At 72.0% G+C, this 22,563-nt stretch carries 22 protein-coding genes; 17 read left to right on the top strand and 5 right to left on the bottom strand.

Going from position 1 to position 22,563, the window contains the following annotated elements; genetic code table 11:
- Positions 1-89: 89 nt before the first annotated feature.
- From dnaK to ABD932_RS20885, 4 genes are read left to right on the top strand one after another with little or no spacing between them, the layout of a single operon-like run.
- Complete coding sequence (gene dnaK / locus ABD932_RS20900) at positions 90-1,937, top strand: molecular chaperone DnaK (protein WP_126393824.1); 1,848 nt, start codon at positions 90-92, stop codon at positions 1,935-1,937.
- On the top strand, positions 1,934-2,587 hold the full coding sequence (grpE, locus tag ABD932_RS20895; protein ID WP_345014962.1) for a nucleotide exchange factor GrpE: 654 nt from the start codon (positions 1,934-1,936) through the stop codon (positions 2,585-2,587). Before dnaK ends, grpE begins: the two co-directional genes overlap by 4 nt.
- Before the next feature lie 42 nt (positions 2,588-2,629).
- Positions 2,630-3,811, top strand: a complete 1,182-nt coding sequence (dnaJ, locus tag ABD932_RS20890) for a molecular chaperone DnaJ (protein WP_345014959.1) — start codon at positions 2,630-2,632, stop codon at positions 3,809-3,811.
- 5 nt (positions 3,812-3,816) lie between these two features.
- The gene (locus tag ABD932_RS20885) at positions 3,817-4,269 is read left to right on the top strand and encodes a heat shock protein transcriptional repressor HspR (protein WP_126393830.1); all 453 of its coding nucleotides are present in this window, start codon (positions 3,817-3,819) and stop codon (positions 4,267-4,269) included.
- Between the two features lie 92 nt (positions 4,270-4,361).
- Here ABD932_RS20885 and ABD932_RS20880 read toward each other — a convergent pair whose 3' ends face one another.
- Positions 4,362-6,116 (bottom strand): PA14 domain-containing protein, encoded by a 1,755-nt coding sequence (locus ABD932_RS20880; RefSeq protein WP_345014955.1) that lies wholly within the window; start codon positions 6,114-6,116, stop codon positions 4,362-4,364.
- A 234-nt stretch (positions 6,117-6,350) separates the two neighbouring features.
- On the opposite strand from ABD932_RS20880, the gene ABD932_RS20875 reads away from it, so the two are divergent.
- Together ABD932_RS20875 and ABD932_RS20870 are read left to right on the top strand one after the other, a co-directional pair.
- Positions 6,351-6,545 (top strand): hypothetical protein, encoded by a 195-nt coding sequence (locus tag ABD932_RS20875; RefSeq protein ID WP_345014952.1) that lies wholly within the window; start codon positions 6,351-6,353, stop codon positions 6,543-6,545.
- 17 nt (positions 6,546-6,562) lie between these two features.
- The gene (locus tag ABD932_RS20870; RefSeq protein WP_345014950.1) at positions 6,563-6,823 is read left to right on the top strand and encodes a hypothetical protein; all 261 of its coding nucleotides are present in this window, start codon (positions 6,563-6,565) and stop codon (positions 6,821-6,823) included.
- Positions 6,824-7,004: 181 nt separating this feature from the next.
- On the opposite strand, the gene ABD932_RS20865 is transcribed toward ABD932_RS20870, so the two are convergent.
- Positions 7,005-8,015: a helix-turn-helix transcriptional regulator gene (locus ABD932_RS20865; protein WP_345014948.1), complete on the bottom strand. Its 1,011-nt coding sequence runs from the start codon at positions 8,013-8,015 to the stop codon at positions 7,005-7,007.
- A gap of 282 nt (positions 8,016-8,297) precedes the next feature.
- Between ABD932_RS20865 and ABD932_RS20860 the strand changes: the two genes are divergently transcribed.
- On the top strand, positions 8,298-8,543 hold the full coding sequence (locus tag ABD932_RS20860; protein ID WP_126393836.1) for a helix-turn-helix domain-containing protein: 246 nt from the start codon (positions 8,298-8,300) through the stop codon (positions 8,541-8,543).
- 113 nt (positions 8,544-8,656) lie between these two features.
- Here the strand turns inward: ABD932_RS20860 and ABD932_RS20855 are convergent, their stop codons facing one another.
- Together ABD932_RS20855 and ABD932_RS20850 are read right to left on the bottom strand one after the other, a co-directional pair.
- Entirely contained in the window at positions 8,657-9,301 is a 645-nt protein-coding gene (locus ABD932_RS20855) for a hypothetical protein (protein WP_345014945.1), read from the bottom strand.
- A 104-nt stretch (positions 9,302-9,405) separates the two neighbouring features.
- Positions 9,406-11,175 carry an ABC transporter ATP-binding protein gene (locus tag ABD932_RS20850; protein ID WP_345014943.1) on the bottom strand — a complete coding sequence of 590 codons (1,770 nt, stop codon included), beginning with the start codon at positions 11,173-11,175 and terminating at the stop codon, positions 9,406-9,408.
- 314 nt (positions 11,176-11,489) lie between these two features.
- Here ABD932_RS20850 and lxmA point away from each other — a divergent pair, with 314 nt between their 5' ends.
- The 10 genes from lxmA to ABD932_RS20800 all read left to right on the top strand — a co-directional run bounded on the left by lxmA (position 11,490) and on the right by ABD932_RS20800 (position 21,576).
- On the top strand, positions 11,490-11,708 hold the full coding sequence (gene lxmA / locus ABD932_RS20845; RefSeq protein WP_272114553.1) for a lexapeptide family class V lantibiotic: 219 nt from the start codon (positions 11,490-11,492) through the stop codon (positions 11,706-11,708).
- 94 nt (positions 11,709-11,802) lie between these two features.
- Complete coding sequence (lxmD, locus tag ABD932_RS20840; protein WP_345014938.1) at positions 11,803-12,411, top strand: peptide terminal cysteine decarboxylase LxmD; 609 nt, start codon at positions 11,803-11,805, stop codon at positions 12,409-12,411.
- Positions 12,408-13,421, top strand: a complete 1,014-nt coding sequence (locus tag ABD932_RS20835; RefSeq protein ID WP_345014936.1) for a hypothetical protein — start codon at positions 12,408-12,410, stop codon at positions 13,419-13,421. The genes lxmD and ABD932_RS20835 overlap by 4 nt, the downstream gene beginning before the upstream one ends.
- A gap of 5 nt (positions 13,422-13,426) precedes the next feature.
- Positions 13,427-14,716, top strand: a complete 1,290-nt coding sequence (gene lxmK, locus ABD932_RS20830) for a class V lanthionine synthetase subunit LxmK (protein WP_345014934.1) — start codon at positions 13,427-13,429, stop codon at positions 14,714-14,716.
- Positions 14,713-15,783, top strand: coding sequence for a T3SS effector HopA1 family protein (locus ABD932_RS20825; RefSeq protein ID WP_345014932.1), 1,071 nt, complete (start codon positions 14,713-14,715; stop codon positions 15,781-15,783). The genes lxmK and ABD932_RS20825 overlap by 4 nt, the downstream gene beginning before the upstream one ends.
- Positions 15,780-16,574 (top strand): class I SAM-dependent methyltransferase, encoded by a 795-nt coding sequence (locus tag ABD932_RS20820; RefSeq protein WP_345014930.1) that lies wholly within the window; start codon positions 15,780-15,782, stop codon positions 16,572-16,574. The genes ABD932_RS20825 and ABD932_RS20820 overlap by 4 nt, the downstream gene beginning before the upstream one ends.
- On the top strand, positions 16,571-17,824 hold the full coding sequence (locus ABD932_RS20815) for a M16 family metallopeptidase (protein ID WP_345014928.1): 1,254 nt from the start codon (positions 16,571-16,573) through the stop codon (positions 17,822-17,824). The genes ABD932_RS20820 and ABD932_RS20815 overlap by 4 nt, the downstream gene beginning before the upstream one ends.
- A 67-nt stretch (positions 17,825-17,891) precedes the next feature.
- A complete protein-coding gene (locus ABD932_RS20810) occupies positions 17,892-19,133 on the top strand; it encodes a M16 family metallopeptidase (protein WP_345014926.1) in 1,242 nt (413 codons plus the stop codon).
- The gene (gene lxmJ / locus ABD932_RS20805; RefSeq protein ID WP_345014924.1) at positions 19,130-20,191 is read left to right on the top strand and encodes a F420-dependent peptide dehydroalanine reductase LxmJ; all 1,062 of its coding nucleotides are present in this window, start codon (positions 19,130-19,132) and stop codon (positions 20,189-20,191) included. Before ABD932_RS20810 ends, lxmJ begins: the two co-directional genes overlap by 4 nt.
- Before the next feature lie 257 nt (positions 20,192-20,448).
- Positions 20,449-21,576: a sugar ABC transporter substrate-binding protein gene (locus ABD932_RS20800; RefSeq protein WP_345014922.1), complete on the top strand. Its 1,128-nt coding sequence runs from the start codon at positions 20,449-20,451 to the stop codon at positions 21,574-21,576.
- 143 nt (positions 21,577-21,719) lie between these two features.
- Here ABD932_RS20800 and ABD932_RS20795 read toward each other — a convergent pair whose 3' ends face one another.
- Positions 21,720-22,562, bottom strand: a complete 843-nt coding sequence (locus tag ABD932_RS20795) for a transglutaminase family protein (protein WP_345014920.1) — start codon at positions 22,560-22,562, stop codon at positions 21,720-21,722.
- Between the last annotated feature and the right edge of the window lies 1 nt (position 22,563).

The following is a 22,563-nucleotide window of genomic DNA, read 5'->3' as shown; positions in this document are numbered from 1 at the left end:
GAGTGGGGTCGACTCAGCTCTGTTGACCGGGTGCGAGCCGTCATGCACACTTGAGTCCGTTCCACTCAAGTCAGCTGGAGGAATCAACCATGGCACGTGCGGTCGGCATCGACCTGGGCACGACTAACTCCGTCGTCAGCGTTCTGGAGGGCGGCGAGCCCACCGTCATCACCAACGCCGAGGGCGCCAGGACCACGCCGTCCGTCGTCGCCTTCGCCAAGAACGGCGAGGTGCTCGTCGGCGAGGTGGCCAAGCGCCAGGCGGTCACCAACGTGGACCGGACCATCCGTTCCGTGAAGCGTCACATGGGCACGGACTGGAAGATCGAGCTCGACGGGAAGCCTTTCAACCCGCAGCAGATCTCCGCGTTCATCCTGCAGAAGCTGAAGCGGGACGCCGAGTCCTACCTGGGCGAGAAGGTGACCGACGCGGTCATCACCGTCCCGGCGTACTTCAACGACTCCGAGCGCCAGGCGACGAAGGAGGCCGGCGAGATCGCCGGTCTGAACGTCCTTCGTATCGTCAACGAGCCCACCGCGGCCGCGCTCGCCTACGGCCTCGACAAGGACGACCAGACGATCCTCGTCTTCGACCTCGGTGGCGGCACCTTCGACGTGTCCCTCCTGGAGATCGGCGACGGCGTCGTCGAGGTGAAGGCCACCAACGGTGACAACCACCTCGGTGGTGACGACTGGGACCAGCGCGTCGTCGACTACCTGGTCAAGCAGTTCCAGGCCGGTCACGGCGTGGACCTGTCCAAGGACAAGATGGCCCTCCAGCGTCTGCGTGAGGCCGCTGAGAAGGCGAAGATCGAGCTGTCCTCGTCCACCGAGACCTCGATCAACCTGCCCTACATCACCGCCTCCGCCGAGGGCCCGCTGCACCTGGACGAGAAGCTCACCCGGGCTCAGTTCCAGCAGCTGACGGCCGACCTGCTGGAGCGCTGCAAGACCCCGTTCTTCAACGTCATGAAGGACGCCGGCGTCTCCATCAACGAGATCGACCACGTCGTCCTCGTCGGTGGCTCCACCCGTATGCCCGCCGTCGCCGAGCTCGTCCGTGAGCTGACCGGCGGCAAGGACGCCAACAAGGGCGTCAACCCGGACGAGGTCGTCGCCATCGGCGCCGCCCTGCAGGCCGGTGTCCTCAAGGGTGAGGTCAAGGACGTCCTGCTCCTCGACGTGACCCCGCTGTCCCTCGGTATCGAGACCAAGGGCGGCATCATGACCAAGCTCATCGAGCGGAACACGACGATCCCGACCAAGCGGTCCGAGATCTTCACCACCGCCGAGGACAACCAGCCGTCCGTGCAGATCCAGGTCTACCAGGGCGAGCGCGAGATCGCGGCGTACAACAAGAAGCTCGGCATGTTCGAGCTGACCGGTCTGCCGCCGGCGCCCCGCGGCGTCCCGCAGATCGAGGTCGCCTTCGACATCGACGCCAACGGCATCATGCACGTGACCGCGAAGGACCTCGGCACGGGCAAGGAGCAGAAGATGACCGTCACCGGTGGCTCCTCGCTGCCGAAGGACGAGGTCAACCGGATGCGCGAAGAGGCCGAGAAGTACGCGGAGGAGGACCACGCCCGCCGCGAGGCCGCCGAGACCCGCAACCAGGGCGAGCAGCTCGTCTACCAGACGGAGAAGTTCCTCAAGGACAACGAGGACAAGGTCCCCGGCGAGGTCAAGACCGAGGTCGAGGCCGCCGTCGAGGAGCTGAAGACCGCGCTCAAGGGCGAGGACACCGCCGAGATCCGCACGGCCACCGAGAAGGTCGCCGCGGTCTCCCAGAAGGTCGGCCAGGCCATGTACGCCGACGCCCAGGCCGCGCAGGCCGCGGGCGGTCCCGAGGGCGCCGCCCCCGGTGGCAAGGCCGCTGACGACGACGTCGTCGACGCCGAGATCGTGGACGACGAGCGCAAGGACGGTGCCGCGTGACGGAGGAGACCCCGGGCTTCGAGGAGAAGCCCGACGTCCCCTCCGGCGCGACCCCCGAAGGCGCCGAGTCGAAGGCCGCTCCCCAGGAGGGGGCGGCCCCGGCAGGGGACGCAGCAGCACAGATCGCCGGTCTGACGGCCCAGCTGGACCAGGTGCGCAAGGCGCTCGAGGAGCGCACCGCGGACCTCCAGCGGCTCCAGGCCGAGTTCCAGAACTACCGCCGCCGCGTGGAGCGGGACCGGATCACGGTCAAGGAGATCGCCATCGCGAACCTCCTGACCGAGCTCCTGCCCGTCATCGACGACATCGGCCGCGCCCGGGAACACGGCGAACTCGTCGGCGGATTCAAGTCCGTCGCGGAGTCGCTGGAGACCGTCGCGGCGAAGATGGGACTGCAGGCGTTCGGCAAGGAGGGCGAGCCCTTCGACCCGACGATCCACGAGGCGTTGATGCACTCCTACGCGCCGGACGTCACCGAGACGACCTGCGTGGCGATCCTGCAGCCCGGGTATCGCATCGGCGAGCGCACCATCCGCCCCGCGCGGGTGGCCGTCGCCGAGCCCCAGCCGGGCGCGCAGAGCGTCAAGGCCGAGGAGGCGACCGAGGCGGCCGGCGACGACAAGGAGAGCGGTGGCCCGGACGAGGGCTGACGTTGAACTGACGAGGGACTACCGGAAGGGGGTACGTCGAGGATGAGCACCAAGGACTTCATCGAGAAGGACTTCTACAAGGTCCTCGGCGTCCCCAAGGACGCCACCGAGGCCGAGATCAAGAAGGCGTACCGGAAGCTCGCCCGCGAGAACCACCCGGACGCCAACAAGGGCAACGCCAAGGCGGAGGAGCGCTTCAAGGAGATCTCCGAGGCGAACGACGTCCTCGGCGACCCCAAGAAGCGCAAGGAGTACGACGAGGCACGCGCCCTCTTCGGCAACGGCGGCTTCCGCCCGGGGCCGGGCGCGGGCGGCGGCTCCTTCAACTTCGACCTGGGCGACCTCTTCGGAGGCGGCGCCCAGGGCCAGGGCGGTTCCGGCGGCTTCGGCGGCGGAATCGGTGACGTCTTCGGGGGCCTGTTCAACCGCGGCGGCACGGGCGCGGGCACGCGTACCCAGCCCCGGCGCGGTCAGGACATCGACACCGAGGTCACTCTCAGCTTCACCGAGGCGATCGAGGGCGCGACGGTCCCGCTGCGCATGTCCTCGCAGTCACCGTGCAAGGCCTGCGCGGGCACCGGCGACAAGAACGGCACGCCCAGGGTGTGCCCGACCTGCGTCGGCACCGGCCAGGTGGCCCGGGGCTCGGGCGGCGGCTTCTCGCTGACCGACCCCTGCCCGGACTGCAAGGGGCGCGGCCTGATCGCCGAGCACCCGTGCCTGGAGTGCAAGGGCAGCGGCCGGGCCAAGTCGTCCAGGACGATGCAGGTCCGCATCCCGGCCGGGGTGTCGGACGGCCAGCGCATCCGCCTGCGCGGCAAGGGCGCACCCGGCGAACGCGGCGGCCCGGCGGGCGATCTGTACGTCACCGTGCACGTCGACGCGCACCCGGTGTTCGGCCGCAAGGACGACAACCTCACGGTGACCGTCCCCGTGACCTTCACGGAGGCGGCGCTCGGCGGCGAGGTCAGGGTCCCCACCCTGGGCGGACCGCCGGTCACCCTGAAGCTGCCGCCCGGCACGCCCAACGGCCGCACCATGCGGGCGCGGGGCAAGGGCGCGGTCCGCAAGGACGGCACCCGCGGCGACCTCCTGGTCACCGTCGAGGTGAGTGTTCCGAAGGACCTTTCGGGGAAGGCTCGTGACGCGCTCGAGGCGTATCGCGAGGCGACCGCGGGCGAGGACCCGCGGGCGGAGCTGTTCCAGGCCGCGAAGGGAGCATGAGTCAGATGGACGGTCGTCGACGCAACCCGTATGAACTGACCGAGGAGACCCCGGTCTACGTCATCTCGGTGGCGGCCCAGCTCTCCGGCCTGCACCCGCAGACGCTCCGCCAGTACGACCGCCTGGGCCTCGTCTCCCCCGACCGCACCGCCGGCCGGGGCCGCCGCTACTCGGCCCGCGACATCGAACTGCTCCGTCAGGTGCAGGCGTTGTCGCAGGACGAGGGCATCAACCTGGCCGGCATCAAGCGCATCATCGAACTGGAGAACCAGGTCGCGGCGCTGCAGTCCCGGGTGGCCGAACTTCAGGCCGCCGTCGAAGGGGCCGCGGCGGCGATGCAGCAGCGCGAGGCGGCGGTACACGCGTCGTACCGCCGGGACCTGGTGCCGTACCAGGAGGTGCAGCAGACCAGCGCGTTGGTGGTCTGGCGGCCGAAGCGGCAGCAGTCCTCGGACTGACGGACCGGACCGCGCACGCGGACAGCGGATACGAGAGGGGCCCGGAGACTGAACTCTCCGGGCCCCTCTCGTGTGCTGCCGCTGTTCCCGGGTCAGCCGACGGGGGCCGTGACCGCCCAGTCGCCCGCGGGGACGGACTCGGTGCCGTCGGCCTGCACACCGGTCACCCAGTAGAAGGACGTGGTGCCGCGCCGCGCGCCCGTGTCGAAGTAGGTGAAGGCACCGGCCGGGAGTTCGGCGATCTTCTCGTACGTGGCGGAGGCGGGGTTCCACCGGTAGACGCGGAAGCTCTCCGCCGGGTCGGCGGACTCCTCCTCGCCCGCGCCGAGCCCGGACCACGTGAGCTGGTTGCCCTCGTCGCCCTCCGCGCCCGACGCCGTCAGGTGCAGCGGCGAGCCCTCGGGCGTCGCCACGCTCGGAGTCATGTCGAGCTCGGTCGCGGCCACGGCCGGGACGCCCTCGTCGCTCCACTTGATGGCGGAATTCCCGTCGTCGTCCACGGCGTCGAGGAAGAAGCAGACCTCGTCGCCGTCCGGGAGCGTGGTGTACGCGAAGGACGTCTTGTCGGGGGAGACGTAGTCCGACACGGTGCCGTAGCAGACCTGTTCGTCGCCCTCGTCGCCCAAGAGCTCGCCCCAGTAGACCCGGTAGTGCCGCAGATCCTCGGCCGGGCTCTTGTCCCAGTCCAGCTGGAAGCCGTACTCGGTCGGGGTGACGTTCAGCCCGGAGACGAGCGGCGGCGGGTCGTTGTCCCAGATCTTGCCCCGCTGAGGCTCTGACCTCGCGGACTCGTTGCCCGCCGCGTCGACGGCCGACACCCGGTAGTAGTAGACGGTGCTCTCGGCGGCCGAGGTGTCCAGGTAGGTGAGCTGGTCCGTGCTCCCGACCGTGGCGTACGTGCCGTTCTCGCTCGCCGCGCGGTAGACGCGGTACGACGCCGCGTCCGCGACCTGGTCCCAGCCGACCTGGAGCCCGCCGCTGCCGCCGGTCGGGGTCACCTCGCCCGTCGCGCGCGTGATGGTGGGCACGCCGGGGGCGACCCGGTCGACGGTGGTGACGGCCTGGTCCGCCGTACCGGCCGACTCGTTGCCGGCCTTGTCGTAGGCGCGGACCTCGTAGTAGTAGGTCGCGCCGGTCACCGGCAGGGTGGTGTCGGTGTACGTGGTGGAGGTGGTCGTCGCGAGGGGAGCGGTGCCGAAGGCGGCGCCCTTCAGGCGGCGGTAGACGCGGTAGCCCGCGAGGTCCATCTCCTTGTTCTTGGCCCAGGTGAGCTTCGCGTTGCCGCCGGCCTGGTCGTACGTCACGGCGGGGCCGGTCGGGGCGAGGGGCTTGACCGTGTCGACGGTGGCCGAAGTGCGGGGCGCGTAGCCGAAGTTGACGCGGGCGCTGCCGGTCCAGTTGACGTAGTCGACGCGGAGGGTGTGCTTGCCGGACGGGATCGTGACGTTGACGGCCTTGGAGACCGTGGTGGAGGTGTTCTTCCACAGGTCGATCTTGCGGGTGCCGTCGAGGTAGACCCGGATGCCGTCGAGGCCGGAGGCGGAGAGGGAGAAGGGGCCGCCCGAGCCGAAGTCCCGCGTCACGCTCCAGCGGACGGCGAAGTTGTCCTTCGGGAGTCCGGAAGCCGGGGCGTTCGTGCCCCAGTTCTGGTCGACGGCGGTGTCGCAGTCGGTCTTCTTCGGCGTACCGGAGAAGGTGGTGTTCGCGAAGAACTGCCGCTTGAAGACCGGTGACGTGCAGGTCACGGCGGCGGAGGCGGGCGCGGTGGTGATGGTGAGCAGTCCGCCGGCGGTGGCGAGCACGAGGGCGGTCGCGGTGGCCGCGGTCGTGCGTCTGGCTGGGTTCATCGGGTCCCTCGGTCCTGTTCGGCGACGGCGATGATCAGCCGTCGCGGAACAGGACTCGTCGGGTGGGGGATTGGTTGTACGGGGGGCGGTGTCGTTGTGTCGTAGTGCTGCCGTCGATCTGCCGTCGATCTGTCGTCGCGCTGACAGGTGCTGACAGGAAGTGGTCCTTGCCGTGCAGGATCCTGACAGTGATCGCTCTGGAAGCGGTTCGTGGGCGCTGGCAGAGTCGTGGACATGGACAACAGGGGGAACGCGCGGATTGCGCGGAACACGGGTATCGCGGGGATGACGACGGCCAAGGCCGGTCTGCGGAGAGGGTTGCCGGTACTCGCGCTGGCGCTGATGGTCACGTTGCCGGTGGGGACGGCGGTGACGGTGGGCGTCGAGGGTGGGCCTTCGGTCGGGGTGGCCGTCAACGGGTGGCAGTGAACGGGGTGGATGAGGCTGTGGAGTTCCAGGATCTGGTGCTGGTCCGCAAGGCGGCGGGGGATGCGCCGGCGGCGACCGCGGTGATCAGGGTGCTCGGTACGTTGCCGGAGGGCTGGGGGCATGACTGGCGGCTCGACGAGGACGGGGGTCGGATCCATCTGCGGATCCGGCCCCCGTCGGGGTCAGGGCCTGGTGTGGTGCGGGGGTGGCTGGCCGGTGTTCTCGAGGATCCGGCGTTGTGGGCTTGGGGTGTGGAGGGGGCGGAATCGGGTGGGTGACGGGTTTTCCTCGCCCCCGCCGCCCCTACCCGTCCCGTCCCTGGGGGCTGCCGCCCCCAGACCCCCGCTTCGGCCCTGAAGGGGCCTCCTCCTCAAACGCCGGACGGGCTGAGATGCCTCGGCCGGAGTCGAGGAATGCTTGGGCCGGCGACCAGAAGGGGCCGTCCGTCGAGAGGTTGTGTCAGATCCAGCCCCGTTCGCGGGCCAGCAACGCTGCGTGGGGGCGGTTGCTGGCGTTCAGGGTGCGTAGGACGTCGGCTACGTGGCGGCGGTAGGTGCGTAGGGAGACGCCCAGTTCGCGGGCGCCGATTTCGTCCTTTGTCACTCGGCACATGGATTTGAGGACCTCCAGCTCCATGGGGGTGAGGGGGACGGAGTCCGGGGGCGGGGTGTCGAGCAGGCTGGACAGGTCCGTGGCCTGGTCCCAGATTCTTTCGAAGAGGGACAGGACGCTGGCCACCAGGCCCGGTTCCTGGGCGACCAGGGCGCCGCGTGAGGTGTCCGCGGGGTTCGCCGGGACCAGCGCGGTGTGGCGGTCGTAGACGAGGATGCGCTCGGCGATGTCGGGGGCGGCTCTGATGCTGGCGCCCTGGGCGGAGAGTTCGTGCAGGTAGGCCGCGGTGGGTGGGTTGTCGAGGGCCTCCTTCAGGACGACGCTGCGGATGCGCACGCCCCGGCGCAGACAGCGGCTGTCGAGAGGGCGCGCGTGCTCGATGTTCTCCGGGGTGAGCGCCTGGTAGGGCTCGACGGAGAGGATCTCCTCGCGGGCGAAGAACGCGAGGTCGTCGATGCGGTTGCGGATCTGCGCGAGGTTGGTCATCCGCTCCACGCCACCGCCCGTCGGCGTGTGCGCGCTCTGCTCCGCGCGGAGTTCCGCGACCAGGTTGCGAGGCCTGGTCACCTGCTGCAACTCATGGTGCAGCTCGCTCAGTCTTCGGTCGGTGAGCAGCCCGACCGCGATCTCCGGGTCAGCCGCCGTCAGGCTGCCCTCCGGAACGTCCCCGTTGTCCGCGCGGCGGAGCAGGCCCAGGTCCGTGAGCCGCTCCAGCGCGGCGCCGACGTCACCCCGTCGTGCGTGGAGCAGTAGATGGATGTCCTCTGTCGGCGTACCCGGATGTCTCAGGAAGTGCCGGTAGACGCGCTCCTCCAGTGCGGAGAGCCCCAACAGGTCCATGGTGCCCGCATTGTTCATCCTTCCCCCTGCGTTTCTTACGGCTGGTCAGGCCGTGGCGATGTGGAATCCACCGAAATGCTTCGTACACAGGGTAATGCGCTGGTCAAGAGCTTGGAGTGGGTGTGGTGCGGAGCGCGGTCGGCAGGATGGTGTCGTCGGTGTGCAGCAAGTTGCTGTGTACGAGCCCTGCTCCGTGCCCCGACGCTTGGCAGGCTGGAATCCGTCGGCCAAGAACCGACGGAAACGCCGGCCACGAGCCGACGGAATGCGGCACCACCGAACACGATCTGGGGGAAACACATGACTGTTGTCGTACGGGAGGACGCGCTCGACTTCTCCGCGCTGACCGACCGCGAACGCGAGGTCCTGCTCCTGCTCGCCACGGGGGAGCAGAACCGCTGGCTCGCCCGCCGCCTTGGCATCGCGGAGCGCACGGTACGGGCCCACACCGCCAGTATCGTGCGCAAGCTCGGCATCAAGTCGCGGTTCGAGGCGGCGATCGTCTCGCACCTCTACGCGGACGACATCAGAGGGGCGTGCGGCTGACCACCGCCGCTCCGCCGCCCCGTCGCCCGCGTGGTGACATGGCGGACGTGAAGGGCCCCTCCGGTACGGCGCCGGAGGGGCCCTTCACGTCGTCTCGCGTCGTCCCCTGCCGGTCAGCCGGGGGTCATGTCGCCGACCATCTCTATCGCGATCATCCACCAGGGCTGGGCGCCCGTGCCGAAGGCGGCGGCGAGCGCGTAGCCGAGGGCCGCGTCCAGGGGCTCCGGCTCGGCGTCCTCGCGCCACTCGACGAGCACGCGTCCGTCGCCGTCCGAGGAGAAGTCGCCGATGTGCTGCTCGTCCCGCAGCAGCCGGCTGCCCGGGATGGAGTCCGGCACCAGGCGCCAGGTGCGGCCCGCGTGGCGGACGTCCACGCGGTACGAGCGACGGCTCAGCCGTCCCTTGGCGGGGTCGAGGACGACCTCCTCGCCGTCCACGGTCAGCGTCAGCCGGCTGCCGTCGCGGGTGCCGACCGGGATGTGGTCCTCGGCCTCGGTCCCTTCCGCGCGGAGCAGTTCGACCCGGGGCACCGAATCGCCCTGGACGGTGACCTCGCCCAGCCGCATGTCGAGCCGGACCGTCAGCGCGCCGAACCGGTCGTCCTCGACGAGGGTCTCGACGACGGGCTTCTCCTCGTAGTCGTCGTCCTCGTACCCGTCGTCCTCGTACTCGTCGGCCTCGTAACCGTCGTACGTGTCGGCGTCGTCGTACCGGTCCGTGGTCGTGGATGCGGGTGCGGGTGCCGGGTTCTTCGGCATCGGGTCTTCCTTTGCTGTGTCGCTTCTGACGGGTGGTCAGTGGTGGGGGGTGTCGTGCGCCGTGCGCCGTGCTGGGTTTTGTGCCGACGTCGTGGGGTGGGCTCTCACGCTCCCGTGGTCGTCAGCTGGGTGGCGGCGAGGTCTCGGTACAGGTCGTCCCTGCCCAGCAGTTCCCCGTGCCGGCCGTGGTCGCGTACGCGGCCGCCCGCCAGCAGCACCATGTGGTCGGCCGAGGTCACCGTGGAGAGCCGGTGGGCGATCAGGACGACCGTGCAGTGCTCGGCGGCGCGCTCCACGGTCTGCCGCAGGGCCGTCTCGCTCAGTCCGTCGAGGTGGGCCGTCGCCTCGTCGAGCAGCAGCACCTGCGGGCGGCGCAGCAGGGCGCGGGCGATGGCCAGGCGCTGGCGCTCTCCGCCGGACAGGGCGAGACCGCGGGTGCCGACGTGGGTGTCGAGGCCCTCGGGGAGCCGGGCGACGAGCGCGTCGAGCAGGGTGTCCCGCAGTACCCGGTCGACCTCCTCCCCGGTGGCGTCGGGGGCGGCGTACAGCAGGTTCTCGCGGAGGGTGCCCGCCAGCATGGGGGTGTCCTGCTCGACGTACGCGATGCGGCGGCGCACCTCGGCGCGGCTGAGGGTGGCGATGTCGGTGCCGTCGAGCAGGATGCGGCCGGAGTCCAGGTCGTAGAAGCGCTGGAGGAGTGAGAAGACGGTCGTCTTGCCGCTGCCGGACGGGCCGACGAGCGCGGTGACGCCGCCCGCCGGGGCGGTGAGGCTGACGTCGTCGAGGGTGCCGGTGCGGCCCGCGTAGGCGAACGTGACGTTCTCCAGCGTGACTTGGGGCGGCGGGCCGACGGGGCGGGCCGGGGTCTCGTCGACGTCCGTCTCGGTCTCCATGTGCCGCACCTCCTCGATCCGGGTGAGCGCGCCGAGGCCCTGCTGGAGGGAGGCCGTGCCGCCGACCAGGGAGAGCACCGGGCCGCCGAGGTTGAACAGGTAGAGCAGGAAGGCGATCAGCGCGGCCAGGTCCAGGGTGCCGGTCGCGACCAGGGCGCCGCCGAAGCCGATCACCGCGAGGAACGAGGCCTGGACGACCAGGGCGGAGAGCACCGCGATCGTGGCGTGGTAGCGGGCGCCGGCCAGGCCCGCCCGGTAGGCGTCCTCGGCGGCGGCCACGGCCCGCGCGGTCTCCGTCGCCTCGCCGCCGTTGGCCTTCACGGTACGGGCGGCGCCGAGCGAGCGGTCGAGGGCGGCGCCGATCTCGCCGACCGATGTCTGCGCGCGCGTGGTGACCCGCCGGATCCGCGGCATCACCACGCCCATGGCGACACCGACCACCAGCAGGACGCCGGAGGTGATGCCGAGCAGCGGCAGACTGGTCATGCCCATCAAGACGATGGTGGCCAGCAGATGGATGCCTCCGTCGAGCAGCTGGATGACCCCGCTGGTCGCCGCGTGCTGCACGAGCGTGCTGTCCGAGGTCACCCGGGTCGTCAGACCGCCGGGCTCGTGCTGGTCCAACTCGCCGGTGCGCAGCCGGATCAGACGGTGGATCAGGCCCTTGCGGACATGCAGGACGACCTTCTCCGCCGTGCGTTCGCTCAACAGGGCCTGGGCCCAGGTGAGGACGATCGAACCGGCCAGCAGGGCCAGCATCAGCAGGATCTCGTCGCCGAGGCCCCGGCCGGTCATGAGTGCCGTGAGCGCCGACTCGACGACCATCGGCTGGGCCAGCCCCGCCGCGCTGCCCGCGAGGGTCAGCACCAGGACCAGCAGGAGGACGCGCCGGTGCGGGCGCGCGTGGGCGAGGAGGGCCCGAAGCGGCGGCCGGGGCGCGGGCCGCGGGGCCTGGGTGGTTGCGGAGTCAGGTGAGTTCACCCTGATCTTTTTACGCGGGAGGGCGGGGGTGGCGGTATTGGCGGTTGCGGCAATGCCGAGTCCGGTCATGCCGTTTTCGGTTATGTCGCCACCGGTTATGCCGATCCGGTCATGCCGCCTCCGGTCATGCCGCAACTGACAATAGCGGGCGGCTTTTCGGCTGGGCCATATTTCTCATGTCCACAGCGGACAGCAGCGGCGGACCGCGGCCGAAAGGCAAAGCCCAAGGCCAAGCCCAAGGCAAACGGTCGCAATACGCCTCTGTAATTCATTCCACGAGCTTCAAATGGCTCGTGACACCAAGGGAGAGACTCATGCAGTCGACGCAGAACGAGAAGGACCTGTTCGAGGGCTACACCGCCTACACCTCCGCCGAGGAGCTGGGCCTGTACGACGGCAAGGACGCCGCGCCCGCGTTCAGCCCGACCATCCCGTGGGCGATCCGCGCGACCATCATCACGGCCCGCTCCTCGCAGCAGTGCGCCGCGGCCCTGGGCTCGCTGACCGCCAAGACCATCGAGAACAAGTGCTGACGGGACATCCCGAGCAGTGACCCGCGGGGAGGGGCCGGTGACGGCCACCGGCCCCTCCCCGGGCAACCGAACCACATATCCCAGGAGGACGGTCATGGAGATCCCGGACCCCACCGGTGTCGCGGATCCCGGATTCCGGCGAGTGCTCCTTGTGGGCACCGGAGCGCTCAGTGTGGCATTTCTTCCCTTCTGGACCAACTGGCTGAACAACACCTTTCCGGAGATGGAGAAAAGGGTCGTGCTGACCCGCTCCGCCCGCCGATTCGTATCGGCGGAGGCGATATCCGTGCTCTGCGGAAGGGATGTCCTCACCGACGACTGGAACGAGGCGGATCCCGGTACCGCCCCCCATGTGGAACTGGCCGGCTGGCCCGACCTCGTCCTCGTCCACCCGGCGACGATGCACTTCCTGACCCGGTACGCGCTCGGGCTCACCGACACCCCGCTGCTGTGTGCCCTCCAGTCCACCACCGCCCTCGTCGGCGTAGCCCCCTCGCTGCCGCCCGGCGCCCAGCTGAGCCCTGTGCTGCGGGGCCACCTGGACACCCTGCGGGCCCGCCCCGGAGTCGTCGTCGCGCCGACCGTGCCCGCGGTCAGCGCGAGCACCGGCGAACGGGAGGACGGCGGCGCGGCCCCGCTCTCGGAGCTGATGGGGCTGTGCGTGGGCGCGTACGCGAGGGCGCGGCGAGGGGAGGAGGAGTGACGGGGGCCATCGCGACGCCGGTCGACGCGACGCCGGGCACCGAGACGGCATCCCCAGCAACGCCGGGCACCGCCCAGCCGGTCGCGGAGTTCGGCACCGGGCTCCAGGTCACCCGTGTCACGCCTACGTCCGACGGGCGTTACGAGTGGTGGCAGGGGCCGGGAGCGCGGCGGTCTGACCCACCGGCGGTGCCTTTCGTGTCGTACGTTCCCCGCCACACCTCCGGCGCTACCTCCGGCGCTCGTCTGGTCGTCCCGCGCCTCTCGGGCCACGGGCTCGCGTACCTCGCCGACGGGCCGTACTCGGCCGCCGCCTGGCTGCGTGATCCACGGCCGCAGGCACGGCGGCTGGTCGCGCACGCGCTCGCCGCGACGGGTGCCGCGCTGCGGGAGCTGCACACGACTCCCGCGCCCACGGCGGACGTTCCGCCCGCGCTCGCGCGACTGCGGTCGTTCGTCGAAGGCGGGGACGGGAGCCTCGCCGCCGTCGTCGAGCGCGGCGACGTGCACACTGCCGCCGTACGCCGCCTGCGCGAGCACGCCGTACGCGTCTGGGGACCCGCCCGTCTCGAACTGCTCCGTGCCTGGTGCGCCGAGCTGACCGGCCCCGCCGACCCCGTCCTCGTCCACGGTTTCGCCTCCCTCGGCGCGCTGATCCCGCCCCTGCACCGGGGTCCGGTGGCGCTGCTGACCGGGGAGGACCTGGGGGCCGGCCGGCCCGAGCTGGACCTGGGCTGGCTGCTGGGCGACCTGGCCGAACTCGCCTGGGCCGTCCCGGTGTTCGGGGACGACCCGGGGCCCGATCTGCCGGGTGTGCTGCTCGACGCGTACGGGCCGGGCGCGGACCGGGAGTGGGCGGCCCGGGCCGCCGTGCTGCGGATCACCGCGCACATGCGGGACTTCGCCGCGTACTGCGACTGGAGCGACGAACTCACCGACTACACCGCCTTCATCGCTGACCTGATCGACGAGGAGGGCCGCCGCGCGGTCCCCGGGGGAGCCACACCGTGACCACCATGACCACCACCACGACCGAACAGCCGCGTACGCGGCAGCGCTACCGGCCCACCGAGCTGGAGACCGTGCCCGCCGTGAACGCACTGCTGGAGCGGCTCGGGCTGGGCCGTCTCGACGCGGAGGCGGTCACCGCGTTCGGCGGGCGCAACGACAACTGGGCGGGGCCGGCCACCACCGGCGAGCAGGTCTTCGTCAAAACGGTCGCCCTGCTGCCGGACGGCGACTGCCCCGAACTCGAACGCGCCCTGAGCTTCGAGGAGTTGGCGTCCCGTCGGCTGCCGCCGGGCTCGCCGCTGCGCTCGCCCGCGCTGCTCGGCGCCGACCGCGCGGCCGGGGTGACGGTGCACCGCCTGGTGCCGGGCGCCCGCTCGGGCGCCGAGCTCGCCCTGGACGGGGAGTTCGACGACGAGCTGTGCCGCGCGGCCGGCCGCGCCGTCGGCACCCTGCACGGGCTGGGCCCCGCCGAGGACGTGGACACCGGTGAGGCCCCGCTGCCGCCGCTCGCCTGGCTGAAGGCCCTGCCGTGGAGTGCCGTCCAGGAACGGAGCATGGCGCAGATCGCCGCCTGGCAGCTGGTCCAGGACGACACCGAGGTGGTCGCGGCACTGCACCGGCTGCGGGACCTGGAGAAGACCGTTCCGCACGGTCCCACGCACTGCGATCTGCGCTTCGACCAGTTCATCCGGGCGGAGGAAGGCGCCGGGGACCTCTATCTGTGCGACTGGGAGGAGTTCCGGCTCGCCGATCCCGCGCGGGACGTGGGCGCGTTCGCCGGGGAGTGGCTCTTCCACGCCGCGTACTCCGTGTTCGCGCCGACGGGCGAGGGGGAGGGGCAGGGCCAAGGCGGGGGCACGGGGCAGCCGGGGCCCGCCGCCGGGTTCGGGCTGACGCACGAGGAGATCGTCGCGCGTGGCTCGGCGAGCCTGCGCCGCCATCTGCCGCGGATCGGTGCCTTCTGGCGCGGCTATCTGGAGTGCCGTACGCCCGACGCCGGGTTGCCCGAGCGGGCCGCCGCGTATGCCGGGTGGCACATGTTCGACCGGCTGATCGCCACGGCCGAGGCGCACGCCACGCTCAACCCGGTCGCGCGGGCCGCCGCCGGCATCGGCCGGACGGTCCTGCTCGACCCGGCGGCCGCCGCGCGCACGCTGGGCCTGACCCTTCCGGCCTCTTCCCTGCCGGCCTCGCTGCCGGGGCAGTCCCTTCCGACCGCTTCCCTCCCGGCCCAGTCCCCCAAGGCCCCTTCCCACCCGGCCCCATCCCTCTCGAAAGGGAGCAGCCACCGATGACCCTCGCCGCCCCCCTCAGTCCCCTCAGTCCCCTCGACTCCCCGGTGCCGGACGCTTCCCCCGTCGCCCCGCACCGGGGCCTCGCACCGCGGCCGGCCGCCGCGCTCGCCGCCGTCGCCGTCGCGCCGGGCGCCCGTGAGGCCACCGTCGCCGGGCGCACGGTCACCGCCGACAGCCCGCGCGACCTGCGCGGCCGGCTCACCAACGCGCTGTACGAGGAACTTCACGCGGGCCGCCACCAGGGCGGTGCGCTTCCCGACGGTCCGCCGCCCCGGCGCACCCTGCGCGACCCCGACCTGGAGCGTCGGCTCGCGGCCGCCGTGCCGCACCGCACCACGCCCACCCTGGGCCGCCTCATCGAGGTGCTGCGGCGGCCGGACGGCGACCAGCTCGTCGTACGTCTCCCGGAGGTCACCGCGCGTGTGCCGGCCGACCGGCTGCTGAGCCCGGACACGCCGCCCGCGCCGGGCGAGTACGTCGAACTCGCGCTGGAGGCCGCGCGGCCCGCGCTGTCACCCGGGTTCTTCTACGTCATGGGGTCGCGCCCGCTGCCCCGGCCCGCCGGTGCCGTACGCCGTCTCTTCCTGCACGCGCGGGACGCGGACGCGGCGGTTGCGCTGTGGGGCCTGGCGCTCGACGCGCTGGAGGCCACCGGGGCCCGGTACCACGCGAAGGTGCTCTCCGATCCGCAGGACTTCCCGCGCCGCGACGCCGTCGTGGTCTATCTGCACGGCGACCACCTGCCCGGCGAGCGCGCGGTCGCGGCCGCCGTGGCTCCGCACGCGGGCACGCTGACCGGCGCCGAGACCTCGGTCTTCACCGAGGAGCTGGCCCCCGGCGTCGCCGCCGCCTGGGATCCCGAGGACCCGCGCCCCGGCCAGGACGGCATGAGCTTCGGCCAGCACCGCGCCTTCGCCCTCGCCTCCGGGCTCATCGCGCACGCCCTGGCCGACGGCTCCGAGGGCCGTACGCGCGAGGAGTACGTCGTACGGGCCTTCCGCGAGGCGGGAATCGACCCGCTACATCCCCAGAACAACCTCGACACCCGCTCGGGAGACGGACGATGACCACGACCACCGAAGCCGCCGCGCCCCCCGAGCCCGGCGGGCTCGGCACCGCCCTGACCACCGCCTACAGCGACGCGATCGCCGAGGTGTACGACGAGATCTACCCCTCCACCCCGGACCTGGAGGACATCGCCGACTTCCTCCTCACGCTCACCGCATCCGGTGCGAGCGTGCTCGAACTCGGCGTCGGCACGGGCCGGGTCGCGCTGCCGCTGGCCGACAAGGGTTTCCGGGTGCACGGCGTCGACTCCTCCGCGGGCATGCTCACCCGGCTCGCCGAGAAGGACCCCGAGGGCCGGATCACCCCCGTGCACGCCGACTTCGCCGCGCTCGACCTGGGACGGACCTTCGACGTCGTCCTCGCCCCGTTCAACTCGCTGTGCTGCGCGGTCACCCCGGACGAGCAGATCGCCCTCATGCACGCCGTGGCCCGGCACACCGCGCCCGACGGATGCGTCGTGATCGAGACGTTCGACCCCAGCGACTACCACGTCCAGAAGAAGAACGAGATCAGCACCTACCCCGTCGACGGGCGCGGCGCCATGATCGAGTCCATCGGGGTGCTGCCCGCCTCGCAGAACATGATGGTGCACAACACCCTCTTCCTCGACGGTGAGCCGCCCAAGTCCGCGACCACGGTGATGCGTTACCTGTGGCCGAGCGAGCTGGACCTGCTCGCCGGGATCGCCCGCCTGGAGCTGTCCGGCCGCTACTCCGGCTGGCGCGAGCAACCCTTCGACGGGGGCGACAGCCGCAAGATGTGCGTGTCCGTGTACCGGCCGCTCCCGTGAGCCTGCGGCCGGAGACGGGGGTGCGGCTGATCACCGAGGAGATGCCGGGGCGCGGGCTCGTGGCCGTGGCGCTGACCGTGGGCGCGGGCGGCGACGACGATCCGGCCGGGCGGCACGGCATGGCGCACCTGGTGGAGCACCTGATGTTCCCGCGCGACGACGAGGCCGACGGTTTCGTGGCCCTCGTCCAGGAGGCGGGCGGCATGTGCAACGCCGAGACCCACCGCGATCACACGGTCTTCCACACCGTCGTCCCCGCCGACGCGCTGCCCGACGTCCTCGCCCTGGAGGCCCGTCGGCTGCTGCGCTTCGGGCCGTCCGCCGCGACCCTCCGCTCCGAGGCGGCCGTCATCGGCGAGGAGATCCGCGCCGCCGGAGCCGGGAACCGCCTGTGGGACACCGTGCTCGCCGCGCTCCACCCCGGCGCCCGGGACGCCTACGGCACGACAGCGGAGCTGCGGGACGCCACGGTGGAGGAGGCGGAGACCTTCTTCCACCGCCACTACCGGCCCGAGCGGGTCGTGCTGTCCGTCGTCGGAGACGTGGACGCGGGGCGGGTGGAGGAGCTGGTGCGGCGGGAGTTCGGTGCGTGGACGACGCCTGCCGCGGAGGTGGACGCGAAGGCCGGCCCCGCCGCCGAGGCGCCCGCCCACCGGGAAGCGGCCCGCCGCACGCCCGGGGCCGCCTCTTCCCTCCCGTACGGCCGGAACGGCGTCGCGATCGGCCACGCCCTGGCCGACCCGAACCGGTGGGGCCTCGGGCCGTACCTCGCCCAGGTCGTGCTCTGCGAGGTGCTGCGCCGCCGGATCCCCGGACTGATCGCCCGCACCGGCGCGTGGGACGCGGCGAGCGTGCACACCGGCTACCAGGGCCAGTGGCTCGCCTCGGCAGCGCCCGACCTCGCACTCGTTCTGCTCGGCCGGGCGCCGGGCGCCGACAGCGAGGAGGCCGTCGGGCCATGGCTGGACGCGCTCGCCGACGTGGCCACCGCCCCACCGGACGAGCCCGAACTCAGACGCGCGGTCGCCGTGTTGCGGGCGTCCTGCTACCGCCAGGCCGACTCACTCACCGCCCGCGCGGTCACCCACGGCCGCGCCGCGCTCCTCTTCACCCGGGCGGGCGGCGACACGAACCCCGACGCCATCCCCGCCCACCTGGCCGCCGTCACCGCGGCCGGTGTGTCGGAGGCCGCACGTGACCTGCTGGTCGCGCCCAGGTCCGTGCATGTCCTGGAGGGGGTCGCCGTATGACCGCGTTGGCCGCACCCGGATCCGCGCACGTCCTGGCCGGAGTCGCCGTATGGGAGGAAGCCGCCGTATGACCACGTCACCCGCGCTCGGATCCACCCTGCGCACCGCCCTGCCGAACGGCCTGGACACGGTCGTAGTGGCCGCCCCGGGCGCCCCCCTCGCCGAGATCCGCCTCGTCCTGCCGTACGCCCGTACCGAACCCGCCCTCGCCGCCGTGCAGGAGCTGCTCGCGGCCGGCCTCGGTACCGCCACGGTCTCCCGGGACCGGCGGGCCGTCGCCGACCGGGCGGCCGATCTCGGTGCCGAGTTCAGCACGGTGGTGACCGCCGAGCAGCTGGTGCTGTCGGCGAGTGTGCTGGCGGAGGGGCTGCCGGGCGCGCTGGAGCTTCTCGCCGACCTGCTGCTGCGACCGGCGTACGACCACCTGCCGCCCCCGGGGAGCGGACCCGCGCCGCGGACGAACCCCGGCCCCCGCACCCGCCTGCGCCGCGCCCAGCTCCGCCACGCCTTCGGCGGGCCGCACCCCCTGGTCGACGACGACCACGCCACCGGCACGGCGGACGTCGACCTGCTCGCCTTTCACCGCCGGGCCGTCGTCCCGGCCGGCGCCGTACTGCTCATCCTCGGCGGCGACGACCCGGATCGCGTCCTGGCCTCCGTCCGCGAGGAGTTGGCCGACTGGACCGGCGGCCCCTCCGGGCTCACGCTGCCCCCGTTCCCCCGCCGCGAGCCCACCCCCGGGCGCCTCGCCCTGCACGACCCGTCCGCCGACCAGGCGTTCCTGCTCACCGCCGGCCCGGCCGTTCCCGTCCCCGACCCCGGCCACACCGCCCTGCACCTCGCCCAGACCGTCCTCGGCGGCCACGCCACCTCCCGGCTGACCCGGCGGCTGCGTGAGCGGCACGGGCTGGCGTACGCGGTGGACGCGCGGATCCGGCAGAACGGCGCGGGCTGCTGGCTGGAGATCGACTGTGTCGGTGCCCCCGGCACGGGGGACCGGCTCGCCGAGGAGGTCACCGCCTGCATGGCGGAGCTGGCCCGTACCGGCCCCACCCCCGAGGAGACGCACCGGGTCCGCCGTTACGCGGCCGGGTTCACCCGGTTCGCCCTCGCCACCCGGGCCGAGGAGGCGAGTGCCCTGGCGGGCTTCGCGGCGAGCGGGATGGACCTGGACTGGCTGACGCGATACCCGGACGCGATCGCCGATACGACGGACCGTCACATCGCCGAAGCAGCCGCCCACTTCCTCGACCCGGCCCGCACCCTCGTGGCCACCCTCGACCGCACACCCACAGGAACCCGCCCGTGACCGCACCCGAGCCTGCCTCCGCCCTCGCATCCGTCCCCGCCGTCCTCTACCCCCTCCAGCCCGACCACCCCGAACTCGTCGCCCCCTTCGCCGAGTTGGTCGCCCGCACCGACGCGCGCCGCCTCTGGCTCTGCCAGTCCTTCCGGTCGGAGCCGCACCAGGTGCTGGCGTACCTGGCGGGCCAGGGCCACACCGTCCCCGTGGGCACGGCGGTCACCCTGCTGCCCCTGCGGCACCCGTACGAGGCGGCGCTCCAGGCCCGCTCCCTGGCCCTGCTCACCGGGCGGCCGGTGGTGGCCGGGTACGGCATCGGCACCCCCGAGTTCGCACACGGGCTCACCCCGGAGCCGTATCGCAGCCCCCGTACGGCGGTCGGGGAGTACGTCACCTCCGTACGGGCCCTGCTGGACGGCGAGAGCGTGGCGCACGACGGCCCGTACCACCGGCTGCACGCGGCGCTCCCGCCGGTCGGGCCGCACGCGCCGGTGGAAGTGGGCGCCGGGGTGCTCCGCCCCGGCATGGCCCGCACGGCGGGAGCCACCGCGGACGTGGCGATCACCTGGATGACCCCGCCGGACTACCTCCGCGACACCCTCGTACCCCGACTGGCCGCAGGCGCCGCCGAGGCGGGCCGCGCCACCCGGCCCCGCATCGCCACGGCGGTCCACGTCGCCGTCCGCCGCCCGGGCCGCGACCCGCGACGCGTGGCGCAGGCGGCCGCGGGCACCCACCTGCGCGCCCCGCACTACGCGGACATGCTGCGCCGCGCCGGCGTGGACGTCGACGGGCCCGACCCGGCGACGCAGCTCCTGCGCGCCGACGTGGTCGTCACCGGCACCCCGGACGAGATCGCCGCGACCCTGGCCGGCTACCGCGCCGCCGGCGTCGACGAGATCCTCCTCAACCCCACCGCCGTCCTCCTCACCGAGGGCGTCCACGCGGCGGTGACGGACCTGGAGGAGATCATCACCGCGTGCCGGTCGTCCGGCCGGTCGTCCGGCGGTTCGACCGGCCGTGCGCCCGCCTCTGCTTCTGGCCGGGTTCATTCGGTCCTCTGATCGAGAACCGGACCCTGGCCGGCTCTTTGATCAAGTTCCGGTGGAGGCGATGTAACGGATGATCAAGAGCTGATGGAGGGGGTGTAATGGGCGTTTGGGTGTGGTCCGTCATGTCTTCACAAGCTCAGCGGAGCGTGGTGTTGCGCACTCGTTAAGTAGTTCGGCTTGACGCTGAGGGTCCACGGCGCGTTGGCTTTTCAGTCATCTGGGCGCAATGGCGCGCCCGAGTCCCGAAGGCACCAGAAGTGAGCTCCTCTATGCGTCCCCTGCGTCCCCTGCGCCGTACTGCCACCGCTGTGGCCGCCGCGTCCACGCTGACCCTCTCGCTGGCCGCGTGCGGGGCACTGGGCGTCACCGGGGACAGCAGCGAGGCGAGCCCGACCAAGGGCAACGACGTCACCGTGGGGTTGCTGCTGCCGGAGACGGCGAACACGCGCTACGACAAGTTCGACTTCCCCATCATCAGGAACAAGGTCCTGGAGCTCACCGACAAGCAGGGCCGGGTCGTCTACCAGAACGCGGACGCGGACGCGAGCAAGCAGGCGGCCCAGCTCCAGCAGATGATCGACGACCAGGTCGACGTGATCCTGCTGGACGCCGTCGACTCGCACGCCATCGCCACCGGCGTGCAGAAGGCCAAGGACGCCGGGATCCCGGTCATCGCCTACGACCGCCTGGCCGAGGGGCCCATCGACGCGTACGTCTCCTTCGACAACGAGCTGGTCGGCGAGGTCCAGGGCCGCTCGCTGCTGGAGGCCATGGAGGCGCCCGACTCCTCCGACAAGATCGTCATGATGAACGGCTCGCCCACCGACCCGAACGCCAAGCAGTTCAAGGCGGGCGCCCTCTCCGAGCTCAACGGCTCGGTGGACATCGCCAAGTCGTACGACACCAAGGACTGGAAGCCGGAGAACGCCACGGCCAACATGGCCCAGGCGATCAAGTCGATCGGCCTGAGCAACATCAAGGGCGTCTACTCCGCCAACGACGGCATGGCCGGCGGCGTCATCAAGGCCCTGAAGGCCGCGGGCGTGACCAATCTGCCGCCGATCACCGGGCAGGACGCCGAACTGGACGCCGTCCAGCGGATCGTGAGCGGCGAGCAGTACATGAGCGTGTACAAGTCGTACCCGCAGGAGGCCGAGAGCGCCGCGCAGATGGCCGTGGCCAAGGTCCAGGGCAAGGACATCCAGTTCGACTCCCTCACCCAGAACCAGGTCGACAGCCCCACCGGCAAGGACATCCCGGCCCTGCTGGTCCCCGTGGTCGCCCTGACCCAGGACAACATCAAGGAGACCGTCCTCGCCGACGGGATCTACGAGCTGTCCGAGATCTGCACGGCCGAGTACAAGGCCGACTGCGCGCAGATCGGGCTCAGCAAGTAAGGGCCGGCGGGCAGGGTTCAACAGGCAGTTCAGCAGGCAGACACCGGTGTGCTCGACGGAGCCGTCGGCGTTCTGCAGACAGGGCCCGTCGGTCTCCCCGACGGGCCCCGCCCGTTTCACCCTGCCGTTTCACCCTGCCCGTTTCACCCCACCCGCGTGAACTCCACCGTCACCTCCGGCGGCCCGCCGGGCACCCCCCGGTAGATGCCCTTGTGCGGGGTGACGTCGTCGTAGTCGCGCCCGCGCCCGACGACGACGTGCGACTCGTCGGCCCGGGTCCGGTTCGTGGGGTCGTAGCCGCACCAGTCGCCCGCCCAGTACTCGATCCAGGCGTGGCTCTGCCCGGCCACCGGGCGGTGCAGTTCCGCGTCCCGCTCGGGATGGAGATAGCCGGAGACGTATCTCGTCGGCAGCCCCAGCCCCCGCAGCAGCGCGATCGTCAGATGGGCGATGTCCTGGCAGACGCCCGCGCCCTGCTCCCAGGCCTCGGCGGCCGAGGTGTTCACGCCGGTGGCGCCGGGGAGGTATCCCACCCGGTCCGCGACCAGCGCCGAGACCGCCACCGCCGTGCCGTGCGGGTCGAGGCCCGCCGCGGCCTCCCGCGCCTTGTCGACCAGCTCGTCCGGGACGGTCGTACGGGGCGTGGTGCCCGCGAACTCCAGCAGACGGGTCCGCGCGACCTGTTCGGCCACCTCCGCCCAGGCGGGCGCCTCGGGGAGCGTGCCCGGCGGGGACGTCTCGACCAGGCTGGAGGCCGTGATGGTGAGGTCGGCGTGCGGGTCCATCAGGTCGAAGCCGGTGACCTGCGTGCCCCAGTAGTCCCAGTACGACCAGGTGGTGGCCGCCGGGCTGATGGTGACCCGGGAGTCCAGCGTGGTCTGGGCGGGCAGCGTGAGCGGGGTCATGCGGACCTCGTTGTGGGAGGACGCGGCGGGCTGGGCGTACGAGACGCGGGTGACGTGCTTGATGCGGAGCCTGCGAGTCATC

The sequence above is a fragment of the Streptomyces shaanxiensis genome (assembly GCF_039537145.1).
Classification (GTDB): Bacteria; Actinomycetota; Actinomycetes; order Streptomycetales; family Streptomycetaceae; genus Streptomyces; species Streptomyces shaanxiensis.
This window is presented reverse-complemented; position numbering and strand designations above follow the sequence as displayed.